12 protein-coding genes are annotated in these 14,008 nt (G+C 66.0%); 8 read left to right on the top strand and 4 right to left on the bottom strand.

Features of this window, described 5'->3' with window-relative positions; genetic code table 11:
• Positions 1-29 precede the first annotated feature (29 nt).
• Positions 30-1,016: a sigma-54 interaction domain-containing protein gene (locus tag N8I74_RS09570; protein ID WP_263126666.1), complete on the bottom strand. Its 987-nt coding sequence runs from the start codon at positions 1,014-1,016 to the stop codon at positions 30-32.
• Positions 1,017-1,428: 412 nt separating this feature from the next.
• The gene (locus tag N8I74_RS09565) at positions 1,429-2,688 is read right to left on the bottom strand and encodes a sigma-54 interaction domain-containing protein (protein WP_263126665.1); all 1,260 of its coding nucleotides are present in this window, start codon (positions 2,686-2,688) and stop codon (positions 1,429-1,431) included.
• A 366-nt stretch (positions 2,689-3,054) separates the two neighbouring features.
• Between N8I74_RS09565 and N8I74_RS09560 the strand changes: the two genes are divergently transcribed.
• The 7 genes from N8I74_RS09560 to N8I74_RS09530 all read left to right on the top strand — a co-directional run bounded on the left by N8I74_RS09560 (position 3,055) and on the right by N8I74_RS09530 (position 10,507).
• Positions 3,055-3,975 (top strand): branched-chain amino acid transaminase, encoded by a 921-nt coding sequence (locus N8I74_RS09560; protein ID WP_263126664.1) that lies wholly within the window; start codon positions 3,055-3,057, stop codon positions 3,973-3,975.
• A gap of 107 nt (positions 3,976-4,082) precedes the next feature.
• On the top strand, positions 4,083-4,283 hold the full coding sequence (locus N8I74_RS09555) for a zinc-finger domain-containing protein (RefSeq protein WP_263126663.1): 201 nt from the start codon (positions 4,083-4,085) through the stop codon (positions 4,281-4,283).
• Positions 4,284-4,416: 133 nt separating this feature from the next.
• Positions 4,417-4,779, top strand: coding sequence for a cupin domain-containing protein (locus N8I74_RS09550; protein ID WP_263126662.1), 363 nt, complete (start codon positions 4,417-4,419; stop codon positions 4,777-4,779).
• Positions 4,776-5,789, top strand: coding sequence for a lipopolysaccharide heptosyltransferase II (waaF, locus tag N8I74_RS09545; protein ID WP_263126661.1), 1,014 nt, complete (start codon positions 4,776-4,778; stop codon positions 5,787-5,789). The genes N8I74_RS09550 and waaF overlap by 4 nt, the downstream gene beginning before the upstream one ends.
• A gap of 71 nt (positions 5,790-5,860) precedes the next feature.
• Positions 5,861-7,174, top strand: coding sequence for a 3-phosphoshikimate 1-carboxyvinyltransferase (aroA, locus tag N8I74_RS09540; RefSeq protein WP_263126660.1), 1,314 nt, complete (start codon positions 5,861-5,863; stop codon positions 7,172-7,174).
• Positions 7,175-7,637: 463 nt separating this feature from the next.
• A complete protein-coding gene (locus N8I74_RS09535) occupies positions 7,638-9,410 on the top strand; it encodes a glycoside hydrolase family 19 protein (protein WP_263126659.1) in 1,773 nt (590 codons plus the stop codon).
• A gap of 287 nt (positions 9,411-9,697) precedes the next feature.
• A complete protein-coding gene (locus N8I74_RS09530; RefSeq protein ID WP_263126658.1) occupies positions 9,698-10,507 on the top strand; it encodes a transporter substrate-binding domain-containing protein in 810 nt (269 codons plus the stop codon).
• An 845-nt stretch (positions 10,508-11,352) separates the two neighbouring features.
• Here the strand turns inward: N8I74_RS09530 and N8I74_RS09525 are convergent.
• Positions 11,353-11,652 carry a hypothetical protein gene (locus tag N8I74_RS09525; protein ID WP_263126657.1) on the bottom strand — a complete coding sequence of 100 codons (300 nt, stop codon included), beginning with the start codon at positions 11,650-11,652 and terminating at the stop codon, positions 11,353-11,355.
• 240 nt (positions 11,653-11,892) lie between these two features.
• The gene (nagZ, locus tag N8I74_RS09520; protein ID WP_263126656.1) at positions 11,893-13,440 is read right to left on the bottom strand and encodes a beta-N-acetylhexosaminidase; all 1,548 of its coding nucleotides are present in this window, start codon (positions 13,438-13,440) and stop codon (positions 11,893-11,895) included.
• A gap of 78 nt (positions 13,441-13,518) precedes the next feature.
• On the opposite strand from nagZ, the gene N8I74_RS09515 reads away from it, so the two are divergent.
• A complete protein-coding gene (locus tag N8I74_RS09515) occupies positions 13,519-14,001 on the top strand; it encodes a superoxide dismutase family protein (protein WP_263126655.1) in 483 nt (160 codons plus the stop codon).
• Positions 14,002-14,008: the final 7 nt, after the last annotated feature.

Raw genomic sequence — 14,008 nt, 5'->3', positions numbered from 1 at the left:
ATGCAAGAGCCGGTACGGTGCCCAGACACTCAGCCCTTGTCCGCCAGATTGGGCAGGCCCAGCCCCAACCCTTGCAGATCGAGCTTGCGCACCAGCTTGCCGAACGCGCTGCGATCCTGACCGGCCAGCTGCGCCGCACGGCTGATGTTGCCTCCGGTGCGCTTGAGCAGCCCGCTCACGTAACGCTGCTCGAATTCGGCGATGGCGCGCGCCTTGGCGGTCTTGTACGGCAAGGCCGCGCCCGCCGCCAGCGGGGAAACCGTCAATGCGGTCCCCAGACGCAGGTAGCCATCCTCGCTCATCAGAAACGCCCGGTGCACCTGGTTTTCCAGCTCACGCACATTGCCGGGCCAGTCATGGCGCGCGATGTAGTCCAGCGCCTCGGGGTGGAACTGGCGGTTGAAGATGCGGTACTGGTGGGCGAAACGCCGCAGGAAAACCTGGGCCAGTTCGCACGCATCGCCCAGGCGCTGGCGCAGCGGCGGCAGCGCCAGCGTCAGCACATTGATGCGGTACAACAGGTCGCGCCGGAAACGGCGCGCCTCCACCAGTTGTTCGAGCGCCGCATTGGTGGCCACCAGGATGCGCACATCGGCACGGCGCTCCTGGCTGCCGCCGACGCGGCGGTATGTGCCGTCCTGCAGGAAGCGCAGCAACGCCGCCTGGGCCTTCAGGCTCAGCGCGTCGACCTCGTCCAGGAACAGCGTACCGCCGTCGGCTTCGGCGGCGAGCCCGGGCGCAGCCTGCCGCGCGTCGGTGAACGCCCCGCGCTCGTGCCCGAACAACTCGCTCTCGAGCAGTGTTTCGGCAAGCGCACCGCAATTGACCGGCACAAACGGCCTGCCGGCACGCGGACCCAGGTAGTGGATGGCACGCGCCGCCAGCTCCTTGCCCGTTCCCGTCTCGCCCAACAGCAGCACCGGCACGTCCACCTGGGCCATCTTCTCCAGCTGTCGCAGCGTCTGCTGGAACTGCGGCGACGAACCGATCAGATTGAAACGGGACGGATTTTCCATCGAACACCCCCACGGCAACGCAACTGGGCAGTTTGTCAGGCTGGGTAAGCCTGCTTGCCCGTTAAACATACTGGTCTTTATGCCACGCCCATAAACAGTGTCAAGAATCACTGTCGGATCAATTGGTTAATCGTCCCAAAGCTTTCCATGGGAGAAAGTGGCAATGCGTTGGCCGCTGCAGGGCGTCGGCCGCTTTCGCAATCACCTTGCATGCCCACGCCGCCGGGATGGCATCTCCCGTTGATGCCGCAGCCCGGGCCGCGCTCCGGCTTGCCGTATCCATGCATCGCATACTGCTGCATGGCGTCGTCGGCATACCGGCCTGCCACGCCGACCGCCCGTAAGGCTGCCGCTGCCAGCCAGCGACAGCCGGACCACCCGGCGATACAGCATGCCGCAGCCGATGGGCGCCTCACGATTCGAGCGCGCCGTGCAGACCGTGCTTGGCCAGCTTGCGATACAGCGTCATGCGTGACCAATGCAGCTGATGCGCCGCCTCGCTCTTGTTGCCGCCGGCCGCACGCAGTGCATCGAGGATGCGGCAGCGTTCGTCAGCAGGCAGCTCGCCGGCGCCCTGCTGCAGATAATCGGGCAGGTCAGCAAGCTCGATGCGCGCGCCCTGTGCGCTCAGGCGCGCCGCTTCGAGCACGTTCTTGAGTTCGCGCACATTGCCGGGCCAATCGTGCCGGTACAGTCGGGCACGCACGGCCGACGTCAGCGCCAGCGGCACCTGACGGCCCATGAACAGCGCGATCAGCGCGTCCAGGTCCTCCTGCCGCTCACGCAACGGCGGCAACGCGAGCCGGGCCACGTTCAGCCGGTAGAACAGATCCTTGCGGAATACCCCCTGCTGTACCCGTGCCTCGAGCGCCTGGTTGGTGGCGGCGACCAGGCGCACGTCCACCTGCTGCGCCCGGCTCGCGCCCAGGCTGAACACCTCGCGGTTTTCGATCACCCGGAGCATGCGCGCCTGGGCCGGCAGCGGCATGTCGCCAATCTCGTCCAGGAACAGCGTGCCGCCTTCGGCCATCCGGATCTTGCCCTTGTAGGCCTGGCCGGCACCGGTGAAGGCACCTTTTTCATAGCCGAAGAGCTCGCTCTCGATCAGCGTCTCGGGCAGGGCCGCACAGTTGAGCGCGACAAAGGGCTGCCCGGCGCGCGCGCTCAACGCATGCGCCTGCCGCGCGATCAGGTCCTTGCCGGTGCCGGTCTCGCCGGTGATCAACAGGGTGCTGTCGCCCACCGCGAAGCGTTCGAGCTTGCGGCGCACATCGCGCATCGCCGCGGACTGCCCCACCAGCGCCGATGCCTGCCCGGCGGGCGGCGGCGAGCCGGGCAGCGCCAGCGCGCCGATCAGCCGCCGCGCGCTGCGGCGGTCGAGCAGACCGCCATAGCCCGCGGCCAGTGCCGTGTCGGCCGAGCATCCGCCCGGCCGGCCCACCACCAGCACCGGCACACCCGGCCAGCGCCGCTCCAGCCGGGCCGCCAGATGCGGGCATGGTGAGGCATCGTCCAGCAGCGGCACCAGCACCAACCGCGGCTGGCAACTGCGCGCGGGCGCCCCGGCAAGGCAGCCGGGCGAGATCAGGCACACCCGCGCCGCCGGACCTGCATCGAGCAACAGGTCAAGCGGCAGGCCATCGCAGACCAGGACCACATCGGCTATCGGCATGGCAGCCACCAGGGCAAAGAGCGATAAGAACCTGCACACGTTACGCGGCTGCGGCCTGCGCTGCAGCCTGAAGGCATGCCGTGGCGGGCCCAGGCGCGATGCGCCGGGAGCCGGAGACACCAGCGGCGGTGCATGGATCGGTTCCGGGGAATCCATCCCACATCCGCATGGCATGCGTACGGGGGGTTTTCACGTTAGGAACAGATCCGGCGCGCCGCAAGTGCAAACCGGCAGACGCAAGGCGCGCCGCACGGCATCCGGCGGCAGTGCGGGCTGCGGACGGACCCGCGCCGTTTTCGGGCGATTTGGGCTACAATTTCGCGCTTTACGCCCCCGAATCCCAAATACAGGCAGGAGAGAAGCATCATGTCGTTGGCTGATCGCGACGGCGTCATCTGGTATGACGGCAAACTGGTTCCGTGGCGCGATGCGACCACACACGTGCTCACGCACACGCTGCATTACGGCATGGGCGTGTTCGAAGGCGTACGCGCCTACGAAACCCCGCGCGGCACCGCGATCTTCCGCCTGCAGGATCACACCGAACGTCTGCTCAACTCGGCCAAGATCTTCCAGATGAAGATCGGCTACTCGGCCGAGGAGCTGAACGAGGCGCAAAGGCTGGTGGTGCGGGAGAACAAGCTCAAGTCCTGCTACCTGCGCCCGCTCAGCTTCATCGGCAGCGAGCGCCTTGGCATTGCGGCCAAGGACAACACCATCCATACCGTCGTCGCCGCATGGCCATGGGGTGCCTACCTGGGGACTGAAGGGCTGGAGAAGGGTATCCGTGTCAAGACCTCCAGCTTCACCCGCCACCATGTGAACGTGTCGATGGTGCGCGCCAAGGCATGCGGCTACTACATCAACTCCATCCTGGCGCACCAGGAGGCGGCGGCCGACGGCTACGACGAGGCGCTGGTGCTCGACACCGAGGGCTATGCCTCGGAAGGGGCCGGCGAGAACCTGTTCGTCATCAGGAAAGGCGTGCTGTACACCCCGGACGTGGCCTCGTGCCTGGACGGCATCACCCGCAACACGGTGCTGACGCTGGCGCGCGAGGAAGGCATCGAGGTGGTGGAAAAGCGCATCACCCGCGATGAGATCTACACCGCCGACGAAGCCTTCTTCACCGGCACCGCCGCCGAAGTGACACCGATCCGCGAACTGGACAACCGCGCCATCGGCCAGGGCAGCCGTGGCCCGGTGACTGCACGCCTGCAGCAACGCTACTTCGACGCGGTCCAGGGCCGTGACGAGCGGCATCTGGACTGGCTGACGCTGGTCTAGCCGCCGGCAAGCGGGGCCACCACGGCGGCCCCGCCCCAGCGTGAACCTCCAGATCAAGCATGCCCCAGCGCGGGACGAGCTGCCCCGCGAAACCACGGGAGACGACCATGGCACAGCAAGAGAACACCCACAGCGAAATCGAAGTCAGCGCCACCGACCTGCCGCTGCACTGCCCCATGCCGCAGCATCTGGCGTGGAACAGCCATCCGCGCGTGTTCCTGCCGATTGAAAAGACCGGCGAGGCGCTCTGTCCTTACTGTGGCACCCACTATCGGCTCAAGGCCGGCGAAGTGGTCAAAGGGCATTGAGCTGCCGCGCAGCCTTGCGGGCGGCGCGACGCGCCGCCTTGTTTTTGCATGCCCTGTGTGCCGCCGGTCCACGCCTGTGCCTACCGACCGACGCAGCCGGCGGCCTGCCCCGCCGCCTGGACGAGCCAAGCGCATGATGGCCGACCTTGAATGGGCCAAGCGCCATCGCCACCGCGAACGGCGCGACGGCCGGCCTCTTCTGCAGCGCACCGCGCAGTCCGTGATCCGCGAACGCATGCCGCCCGGCGCAGCCGAGATGCCCCACCGCCATTTGCACACGCAACCGTTCTTCCAACGGCCTGCCGCTTCACAGACCATCGGGCTGGCCGGCCAGGAGCGCACGCCGGTACCCGGGCACTGCCAGCACCTGCCCGCCGGCATGGCCTATCCGGTGTTCAATCAGGGCAAAGACGACGTGCATTTCCCGGCGATTGCCAAGCCGCCGTCGCACGGCGGTCGTGCACCGGGGGCGCGATCCAAGGTTCTGCCGGCATGAAACAGATCCTGATCGTGGCACCGGCCTGGGTGGGCGATGCGGTGATGGCCCAGCCGCTCTACGCCCGGTTGGCCGCGCGCCATCCGGGCGTGGCCATCGACGTGCTGGCCCCGGCCTGGACCCGCCCCCTGCACGCACGCATGCCGCAGATCCGCGACGCCATCGATGCGCCATTCGCCCACGGCGAACTCGCGCTGCAGCAACGCTGGCAGCTTGCCCGCCAGCTGGCACGGCGCGGTTATGACCAGGCCATCGTACTGCCCAACTCGCTCAAGAGCGCGCTGGTGCCGCTGTTCGCCGGCATTCCGTGCCGCACCGGCTGGCTTGGCGAAGCCCGCTACGGCCTCTTGAACGATAGGCGCCGGCTCGACAAGGCGGCGCTGCCGCGCATGGTCGAGCGCTTCGCGGCCCTGGCCGAACCCAAGGGCATGCCGCCCGTCCACCCCATTCCCGACCCCCGGTTGGCAGTTGACGCAGCAGCCAGTGCAGCCGTGCTCGCCACGCTGGGGCTGGACATCGACCGCCCCATCCTCGCCCTCTGCCCCGGCGCCGAGTACGGCCCGGCCAAACGCTGGCCTGCACGGCATGCAGCGGCGCTGGCGCGTGGGTACCTCGCCCGCGGCTGGCAGGTGTGGCTGTTCGGCTCCAGCAAGGATGCCGGGATCTGCGGCGAGATCGTGGCTGCCGCCCCGGGCGTGGTCGACCTTGCCGGCCGGACCAGCCTGGCGCAGGCCATCGATCTGATGGCGCTTGCCGCTGCCGCCGTCTGCAACGACTCCGGGCTGATGCACGTGGCAGCGGCGCTGGGCCTGCCGTTGGCGGCGGTCTACGGTTCCAGCTCGCCGGTATTCACGCCGCCGCTTTCGGCCAGCGCGCGCGTGGTGTCGCTCAATGTCGAGTGCAGCCCCTGCTTCGAGCGCACCTGTCCGCTGGGCCATATGAAGTGCCTGAACGATCTGGGGCCGGAGCGCGTGCAGGCGGCGCTCGATGCGCTGACCGGACAGCGCTGACGCCGCCACGCTCGCGGGCCCGCCGGCCGGCGCGGTATCATGTCCGACTTTCCTACCGCCCGCCCTGCACCATGGAACATCTCGACCTTTCTGCACGTGCCCGTGTCGCCGGCACTGTCGATCTGCCTGGCTCCAAGAGCATCTCCAATCGCACGCTGCTGCTGGCCGCGCTCTGCCAGGGTGAAACACTGGTCAAGGGCCTGCTGGCCTCGGACGATACCCAGCGCATGCTGGAAGCGCTGGCCACGCTGGGCGTGCGCTGGGAGCAGGTCGGCGATGGCCGCGACTTCCGCATCATGGGCTGCGGCGGCGATTTCCCGGTCAAGGATGCCTCGTTGTTCCTCGGCAACGCCGGTACCGCCTTCCGCCCGCTGACCGCGGCACTGGCCCTTGCGGACGGCAGCTATCACCTGCATGGTGTGCCGCGCATGCACGAGCGCCCGATCGGTGATCTGGTGGACGCACTGCGCCAGGCCGGCGCGCGGATCGAATACCTGGGCAACCAAGGCTACCCGCCGCTGCAGATCCACCCCGGCACCATCACCGGTGAGCGCGTCGCGGTGAAGGGCAACGTCTCCAGCCAGTTCCTCACCGGCCTCTTGATGGCGCTGCCGCTGGCGGGCCGCGATATCACCATCGAAGTGGTCGGCGAGCTGATCTCCAAGCCCTATATCGAGATCACGCTCAATCTGCTCAAGCGCTTCGGCATCACGGTCGAACGCCGTGGCGTCAACGGCAACGACTGGGCCGAATTCTTCATCCCTGGTGGCCAGACCTACCATAGCCCCGGCGAGATCTTCGTCGAGGGCGATGCCTCGTCCGCGTCCTATTTCCTTGCTGCCGGCGCCATTGCGGCTACGGCCGACGCGCCCGTGGTCGTCACCGGGGTCGGCAGGCAGAGCATCCAGGGCGATGTGCGCTTCGCCGAAGCGCTGGAGGCGATGGGCGCGGTGATCGAGCGCGGCGACAACTGGATCTGTGCCAGCCGCCCTGCCTCGGGCAAGCTCAAGGCCATCGATATGGATTTCAACCATATCCCCGATGCGGCGATGACCATTGCCGTGGCCGCACTGTTCGCCGAAGGCACCACCACCTTGCGCAATATCGAGAGCTGGCGCGTCAAGGAAACCGACCGTATCACCGCCATGGCCACCGAGCTGCGCAAGGTGGGCGCGACCGTCGAGGAAGGCCGGGACTACCTGGTGGTCACGCCACCGGCCCAGCTCACGCCGGACGCGGCCATTGCCACCTATGACGACCACCGCATCGCGATGTGTTTCTCACTGGTGGCGCTGGCGGCGCCGGTGCGCATCCTTGATCCGGGCTGCACCGCCAAGACCTTCCCCACCTACTTCGACGAGCTGGCGCGCATCACCCGGCGCTGAGGCACACGCCACGGCCCTGCCGCACAGGGCCGGGCCACTCGATTCGATCACGGCCTGCCCAGCGGATGCGCTTGCGCACACCGCCATCCGCTCATCCCGGATTTGCAACCGTTTATCCGTTCGTCATAAGACTGCCGGCTTGCACCTGCCCGTCAAATGCGTCAGCAAGCACGCGTAAAAACCTTGCAATCGTTAGGGTATTGCAATGGTGGTCTGACCCTTGTCCATCCTGGAAATTGGACTTAATCAAGCGCTTACGACCATACCAATTCCATGGCTTATTTCCAGCACTTTGTAAGCAAGCCGCCAAAGGAAATTATCAATCCATGATATTTGTTTGATTACGAATGAATTTTTCTGATCAAGCCGTGTAAGCTGCATTTGACGCATGCCATCCAACTGATACCATTGCCGACATCCGGCTCAAAGCCGGAACAAAACGATAGAGGATGGAGGAGTTTTTATGCTGAGCCTGAGCGGCCGCCACGCACTTGTCGTGGCCTTGGCAACCATTGGTTTCGCCCAAGCGGCGGAGTGGAACAACCAGGCGGTCTACAACGCCGGACAGGAAGTGACCTACCAGGGCAAGGCCTACAAGGCCAAGTGGTGGACCCAGGGCGACATGCCCGGTGCCGCGCAGTGGGGACCCTGGCAGTTGTTGAGCGTCACCACCCCGACCCCTGTCACAGCCACCCCCACCCCGGTCGTCACGCCGACGCCGGCGGTCACCCCCACCCCTGCCGTCACCCCGACCCCGGTGGCCGTCACCCCGACGCCCACTCCGGTGGTGACCCCGACACCGCGGCCGAACCCCACGCCGACGCCCGTCTCCGGCACCTGCAATCCGGCCTGGGCCGAAGGCAGGACCTACACCGCCGGCACCCTGGTCACCTACAACGGCCGCAACTATCGCGCGCTGGTCACCCATGTGGCGCATGTAGGGGCCAATTGGAATCCGGCGTCCAGCAATACGTTGTGGCAGGACATCGGCGTTTGCGGCAACGGCGGCACGCCGACGCCGACACCGACCCCGGTGGCACCCACACCGACGCCGGTCACCCCCACGCCCGTCACGCCGACGCCGGCCCCGGTGACTCCGACCCCCACGCCAGTGACGCCCACGCCAGTCACCCCGACGCCGGGCGGGGTGCCGACCAAGGCCGAAGCCGAAGCCTATGCGGCGCAGCTGACCAACTCGGATATCTTCCGCAAGGTGAAGTACTCGGTGCGCACGCTGCCCAATGCCCAGGTCGAAGCCGTGGCGCCGGGCAAGGCGACCAATCCGGAGAACGTGAAGCGGGTCGAGGCGCTGGTCTCGCAGCAGAAGTTCGATTACTACTTCCAGGTGCGCAACCCGTCGTACACCTACCAGGGCTTCCTGCAGGGCGTGGCCAAGTTCCCGGGCTTCTGCGACACCTATACCGATGGACGCAACAGCGACGAGATCTGCCGTCGTTCGCTCGCCGCGATGTTCGCCCACTTCGCCCAGGAGACCGGCGGCCACAGCATCGAGCAGTTCGGCATCCCCGAATGGCGTCAGGCACTGGTGCACGTGCGTGAAATGGGCTGGGACGAGACCAAGTCCGGCTACAACGCCGAGTGCAACGATCCGGTGTTCAACAAGATCTGGACCTGCGGCAAGCTGCCCAATGGCCAGTTCAAGGGCTACTTCGGTCGCGGCGCCAAGCAGTTGTCTTACAACTACAACTACGGCCCGTTCTCGCAGGCGATGTTCGAGGGTGACCAGTTCAAGCTCTTGAACAACCCCGAACTGGTGGCCGACACCTGGCTGAACCTTGCCTCGGCGGTGTTCTTCTTCATCTACCCGCAACCGCCCAAGCCCTCGATGCTGCACGTGATCGACGGCACCTGGGTGCCGAACGAGTTCGACAAGGTCCGCCAACTGGGCAACGACTTCCCGACCACCATCCAGATCATCAACGCCGAGTGCCAGGACAGCCCGACCAAGAAGGCCGCGCAGAACCGCATCGACTACTACGTCGAGTTCGCTCGCGATCTGGGCTGGGATATCAACAAGGAGTCGATGAAGTGCGCCGGCATGGGCCGCTTCGACGGCGGGTCGTCGGCCGCATTCAACATCTACTGGGAAAAGGACTGGAAGATGGGCGGCGAGAACAAGTGTCAGCTTGTCAGCTACCAGACCCCGTACAACGCGCTGATCGATGGGCAATACGTGAAGTGCGTGGAAGCCAACTGGAGCGTCACACTGAAGTAAGTAGCCGGGGGCGCACGCCCCCTTCTCCTCGCTCCAACAAAAAAGCCCGGGAAACCGGGCTTTTTGCATGGGCGACCTCCTGTAAAAATCCTTCCATCATGGCACCATAGCTGCCGGCGACGACACGCCCGCAATCGTCGCGCAAGTAAAGTTGCATCGTGCGGGGATTTACCGTAATACCCGGGGACGCTGCGAGTCAGCAAAACACACCCAAGAACCAGGCATCACCCCTTTTGATCACCACCTGCCCCTTCCCGCATTCCACCACCTCGAACGGACCAACCGCCATGCGTCACCTCCTGCTTGCCGCCCTCGTCGCCCTTGCCGGCCTCGCCCATGCGGATGACCTTACCGATATCAAGAAAAAGGGCGAAATCCTGATCGGCGTAAAGGACTCCTCTCCACCGTTTTCCCAGCTGGATCCGAAAACCCGGCTGCTGCGTGGCTACGACATCGAATTTGCCCAAGGCATTGCACGCCGCTTGGGCGTAAAGCCGGTGTTCATCACCGTTGAATCGGATGACCGCATCCCGGCCCTGAAAAAACGCCAAGTCGATCTGGTGGTGGCCGACCTCACCCGTACCCGTGATCGGGAAAAGGAAATCGACTTCAGCGTCGCCTACTTCGTCACCGAAGACAAAGTGCTGGGCAAGAAAGGCCGCTTCAAGCAAGAGTCGGACCTCAACGCAGCCCGCCTTGGCGCGACAGCCACCTCCAGCACTGCCAAGATGCTGCGCAAAGACTTCCCGCAAGCCAAGTTGGTCGAATTCGAAGACAAGCCAGAAATCGTCAAGGCGCTGGTCACAGGCCAGATCGACGGTGCCGTCGCCGACGGCCCGGTGCTTGCCAGCTTCCAGGCGCGCCTGCCGGCCAATGTGCGCGGGCAGTATGAAGTATCCAGCTTTGCGCTCAGCATAAAGACCATCGCCGTCGGTCTACGCAAGGGCGAAAAGGAGCTGCAGGCGGCAGTCAACGCAGCGCTGGTCGACATGGAAACCAGCGGCGACGCCCTGAAGAGCTTTGACCGGTGGTTCGGCAGCGGCAGCACGGAGCCGATGATGCGCATCTTCACCATCAGCAGTTTTCGTACCCAATAAAGCGCCCAACACGACACCACACCCTCCAGGCAACGCAGCGCAAGCCACAGCGCTGCCTGGGCGGCCGCTCAGGTCCGCTCTGCCCGACCTGCCTAGCGGGCTGGTGAGCAGCCCAGGAAACGAAATCAAGTCGGCTGTATTCTGGAGAGTGGCACTCTGACCGGCTTGGTCGACAGTGACGTCCCGTTCGATGAAGTACAGCAGGTCGTTCAGGGCATCAAGCTGCGGTCTGGCGGCTATCGCTTCGGGCCTACCCGCACGGGTAGGATCGTTACCCACCCGCAAGCAGGCAGCCCCCTCAAACCGGTCGGCAAGGTGATGCCGGGTTTCGATGCCAGCCTGCTCGGCTCAGACTGTGGCAGCGATGCGTTAGGCAACATGGAGATCGCTGGCAAGGCCAAGTTCATCACAGCCACCCCGAGGGAGTCGACCGGATACCCGGCACGGTCATCGGCGCGATTGCCAGTGGGCTGGCCAATCTTGCGCTGTCACACCTGCTGCCTGGGGACGCAACTGTTGGGATGCCTTGCTCGAAATCGCCGGTGGCGCAGGCGTTCTAACCCGCGGCATCGCCATGGGCAGCCAGGACGAAACCGGACTGACCGCCAGCGCCTGCAACGCAATCAGCCGCCACCAACCAGATGACCAAGGTCACGGCAAACATGAACCGCATGTCGATGGAAGCCGATGCGGTCATTCAGGGCGCTTCCGCCAGCCCACATCGCAGCGGAGCGCGCCCTCACAACGGACTGGTCAGTGAAAACGGCCCTAGCTCATACCGCGCCAACAAAAAGGCCCAGTTCATCTGGGCCCTTTCACTGCATATCCACATGCCGAATCCCGCTTTAACGCCGGGTATTGGCCGCAAGCTGGCGGCGCTCGCCCTTCTGCGCATAGGTGCGCTTGGAGGCTGCCGCATACTTGCCACCCTTGGCCTTACGGCTGGCCAGATGCTTGCGCGACGACTTGTTCGCAAATTTCTTGCTGTATTTGCTCTTGCCCAGGACGGCGCGTTTCTGCGGTGACTGCGCCGATGCACGTATCACCTGGGGCGCGTAGGCCGGCTCGTCGAACGGCAGCGGCTCATCCACCGCAAATGCAGGCGACAAAGCCAGGGCCAGCACGTACACCAGTAACTTTTTCATGACCCCCATCCTCTCGCTATTGCCGGGCAGACTATCGGCGCCCAGTCTAACGCCAAAGTATATTTGTGCAAACATGATCTGCACGCTGCATCCGATGACGCAGGGCTGTGCGCCGCAGTATACCGGAGCTGCCCCGTTTGCAAGCATGGCCGCCCACCTGCCCACCTGCCGGCGTCAAGAGGACGTCTATCGCAGGCATAGCAGCAGCACCCAGCCCATGCAAGGCGCGGCGCCGGACGATCAGTCGTGCTCACCTGCCAGCGCCGCCGCCAGCACCGACAGGGCCGCAGGACGATTGGCATAAAGCGTCAGCCGGGCGGCGGCCTGCGGCAACAGCGCCAGATCGTAGGGCAGCCGGCCGGCCACCAGCCAGACCCGCTCGGGCGGCAACGCGGCCAACACGTCGCGCTGTGCCGGATGCAGGACCGCGTTGTAGCTGAGCACCACGATCTGCGGCGCCTGGGCTGCGCGGGCCTGGACCGCGTCGCGTTGCGTCTCGTCCGGCTGCAATCCCAGCACCATTTCCTCGACCGTGAAGCCACGCGCTTGCAGCGGCAGCGCGAGCGAATCGCGCAGTTGCGCCCGGTTGCCGAGCGCCACCTCGTCGATCTCGGTACGGGTCTGCACCTCGAAAGCAAGCAGCAGCACCGGCAGCGCAGGGTCCAGCGCACGCGCCGGCCCCTGCCGGGTCAGCGCGCGCCGGTGTACCCGGCCGGACAACGCGAGCGCATCGGGCGTGCGCAACACCGGCGTGGGGTCGGCCGGCAGCTGCCGCCAGCCGGCCATGCCGCGGCGCGCCTTCAGCGCAAGGACACGTGCGCACGATTGCGCCAGTTGCGCCGCGCTGACCGTGCCCTGCGCCAGTGCCTGCGCCAGCAGTTCAAGGGCGCCGATCTGCCGGTCCGCGCGGTGCGATACCAGCACGACATCGGCCCCGGCCTGGAATGCCGCCAGCGCGCCTTGCTCGGTACCCACGCCGCGCGCGATGGCATCCATCTCCAGGCAATCGGTGAACACCACACCGTCAAAGCCCAGCTCGTCGCGCAACAATCCGGTCAGCACGGCGCGCGACAGTGTCGATGGGGTATCCGGGTCGGGCTCCACGGCCGGAAACGCTACATGCGACGACATCACGCCGTCGACGCCGGCCGCGATGGCGGCACGGAACGGCGCCAGCTCCACGGCATCGAGCCGCGCCCGGCCATGTCCCACGCGCGGCACGCCCAGATGGGAGTCGGTGTCGGTGTCGCCATGGCCGGGGAAATGCTTGGCGGTGCCGGCCATCCCGGCCGCCTGGATACCACGCAGCGCCGCCAACCCGTAGTCGCAAACCGTGGCGGTGTCCTCGCCGAAAGCGCGGACGCCGATCACCGGGTTGGCCGGATTGTTGTTCACGTCCAGCACCGGCGCGAAATCAACATTGATCCCCAGTGCCGCCAGCTCGGCAGCGCCATGGCGCCACAGCGCCTCGCAATCGGCCACCGACCCGGCCGCCTGATACGCCAGTGCGGACGGCAGCGGCGTCAGCCCTTCCTCGATGCGCGCCACCATGCCGCCTTCCTGGTCGATGCCGATCAGGAGCGGCACATCGCTGACCTCGGCGTTGATCTCCTGCAAGGCGCGGCACAACGCCGCCACCTGACGCGGATCGGCCACGTTGCGGCGGAACAGGATCACCCCACCCACCCGATATTCGCGGATCAGACGTTTGATATGCGCATCGGGCACAAGGCCGTCGAACCCGACCATCACGCACTGGCCGATCTGTGCTGCAGAACTTAGCTTCATCGAAAGGGTCGCTCACGGAATGGGCGCGCGGTGCTGCACGCCATCGGGTATACAAACATCGACACAGGAGAGTACATCATGAAGTCGTTGAGCCTTTTGATCGCCACGCTGGCGCTGCCGGCGCTGGCCGCCACCGGCCCCACCCAGACTCCGCTCGAGCCGGCTTCCGGCAGCCAGGTGCGCGGTACGGTGAGCCTGATGGATACCGGGCAGGGTCTGGTCGTGGCCGGCGAGGTCACTGGCCTCACGCCCGGCGCGCACGGCTTTCATATCCATGAAACCGGCGACTGTTCGGCACCGGACGCCAGCAGCGCCGGCGCGCACTACAACCCGGACGGGCACCCGCACGGCAAGCCCGACCCGAGCCGTCACCACGACGGGGACCTGGGCAACATCCATGCCGATGCCCAGGGCCGCGCCACCTTCAATGTCACCGTGCCCGGGCTGACCAGCACCCACGTCAAGGGCCGCGCGCTGGTGGTGCACGATCAACCCGACGATCTGAAGAGCCAGCCCTCCGGCGCGTCCGGTGACCGGATCGCCTGCGGTGTGATCCGCTGATCCGGCA

The organism is Chitiniphilus purpureus (assembly GCF_025642115.1).
GTDB lineage: Bacteria > Pseudomonadota > Gammaproteobacteria > Burkholderiales > Chitinibacteraceae > Chitiniphilus > Chitiniphilus purpureus.
Note: the sequence above shows the minus strand (reverse complement) of the source record. Positions and strands in the feature narration are given on the sequence as shown.

Bases quoted from the DNA above. Each gene is read 5' to 3' on its own strand.
- N8I74_RS09570 (WP_263126666.1), bottom strand. From the start codon at position 1,016: ATGGAAAATCCGTCCCGTTTCAATCTGATCGGTTCGTCGCCGCAGTTC.
- N8I74_RS09565 (WP_263126665.1), bottom strand. From the start codon at position 2,688: ATGCCGATAGCCGATGTGGTCCTGGTCTGCGATGGCCTGCCGCTTGAC.
- N8I74_RS09560 (WP_263126664.1), top strand. From the start codon at position 3,055: ATGTCGTTGGCTGATCGCGACGGCGTCATCTGGTATGACGGCAAACTG.
- N8I74_RS09555 (WP_263126663.1), top strand. From the start codon at position 4,083: ATGGCACAGCAAGAGAACACCCACAGCGAAATCGAAGTCAGCGCCACC.
- N8I74_RS09550 (WP_263126662.1), top strand. From the start codon at position 4,417: ATGATGGCCGACCTTGAATGGGCCAAGCGCCATCGCCACCGCGAACGG.
- waaF (WP_263126661.1), top strand. From the start codon at position 4,776: ATGAAACAGATCCTGATCGTGGCACCGGCCTGGGTGGGCGATGCGGTG.
- aroA (WP_263126660.1), top strand. From the start codon at position 5,861: ATGGAACATCTCGACCTTTCTGCACGTGCCCGTGTCGCCGGCACTGTC.
- N8I74_RS09535 (WP_263126659.1), top strand. From the start codon at position 7,638: ATGCTGAGCCTGAGCGGCCGCCACGCACTTGTCGTGGCCTTGGCAACC.
- N8I74_RS09530 (WP_263126658.1), top strand. From the start codon at position 9,698: ATGCGTCACCTCCTGCTTGCCGCCCTCGTCGCCCTTGCCGGCCTCGCC.
- N8I74_RS09525 (WP_263126657.1), bottom strand. From the start codon at position 11,652: ATGAAAAAGTTACTGGTGTACGTGCTGGCCCTGGCTTTGTCGCCTGCA.
- nagZ (WP_263126656.1), bottom strand. From the start codon at position 13,440: ATGAAGCTAAGTTCTGCAGCACAGATCGGCCAGTGCGTGATGGTCGGG.
- N8I74_RS09515 (WP_263126655.1), top strand. From the start codon at position 13,519: ATGAAGTCGTTGAGCCTTTTGATCGCCACGCTGGCGCTGCCGGCGCTG.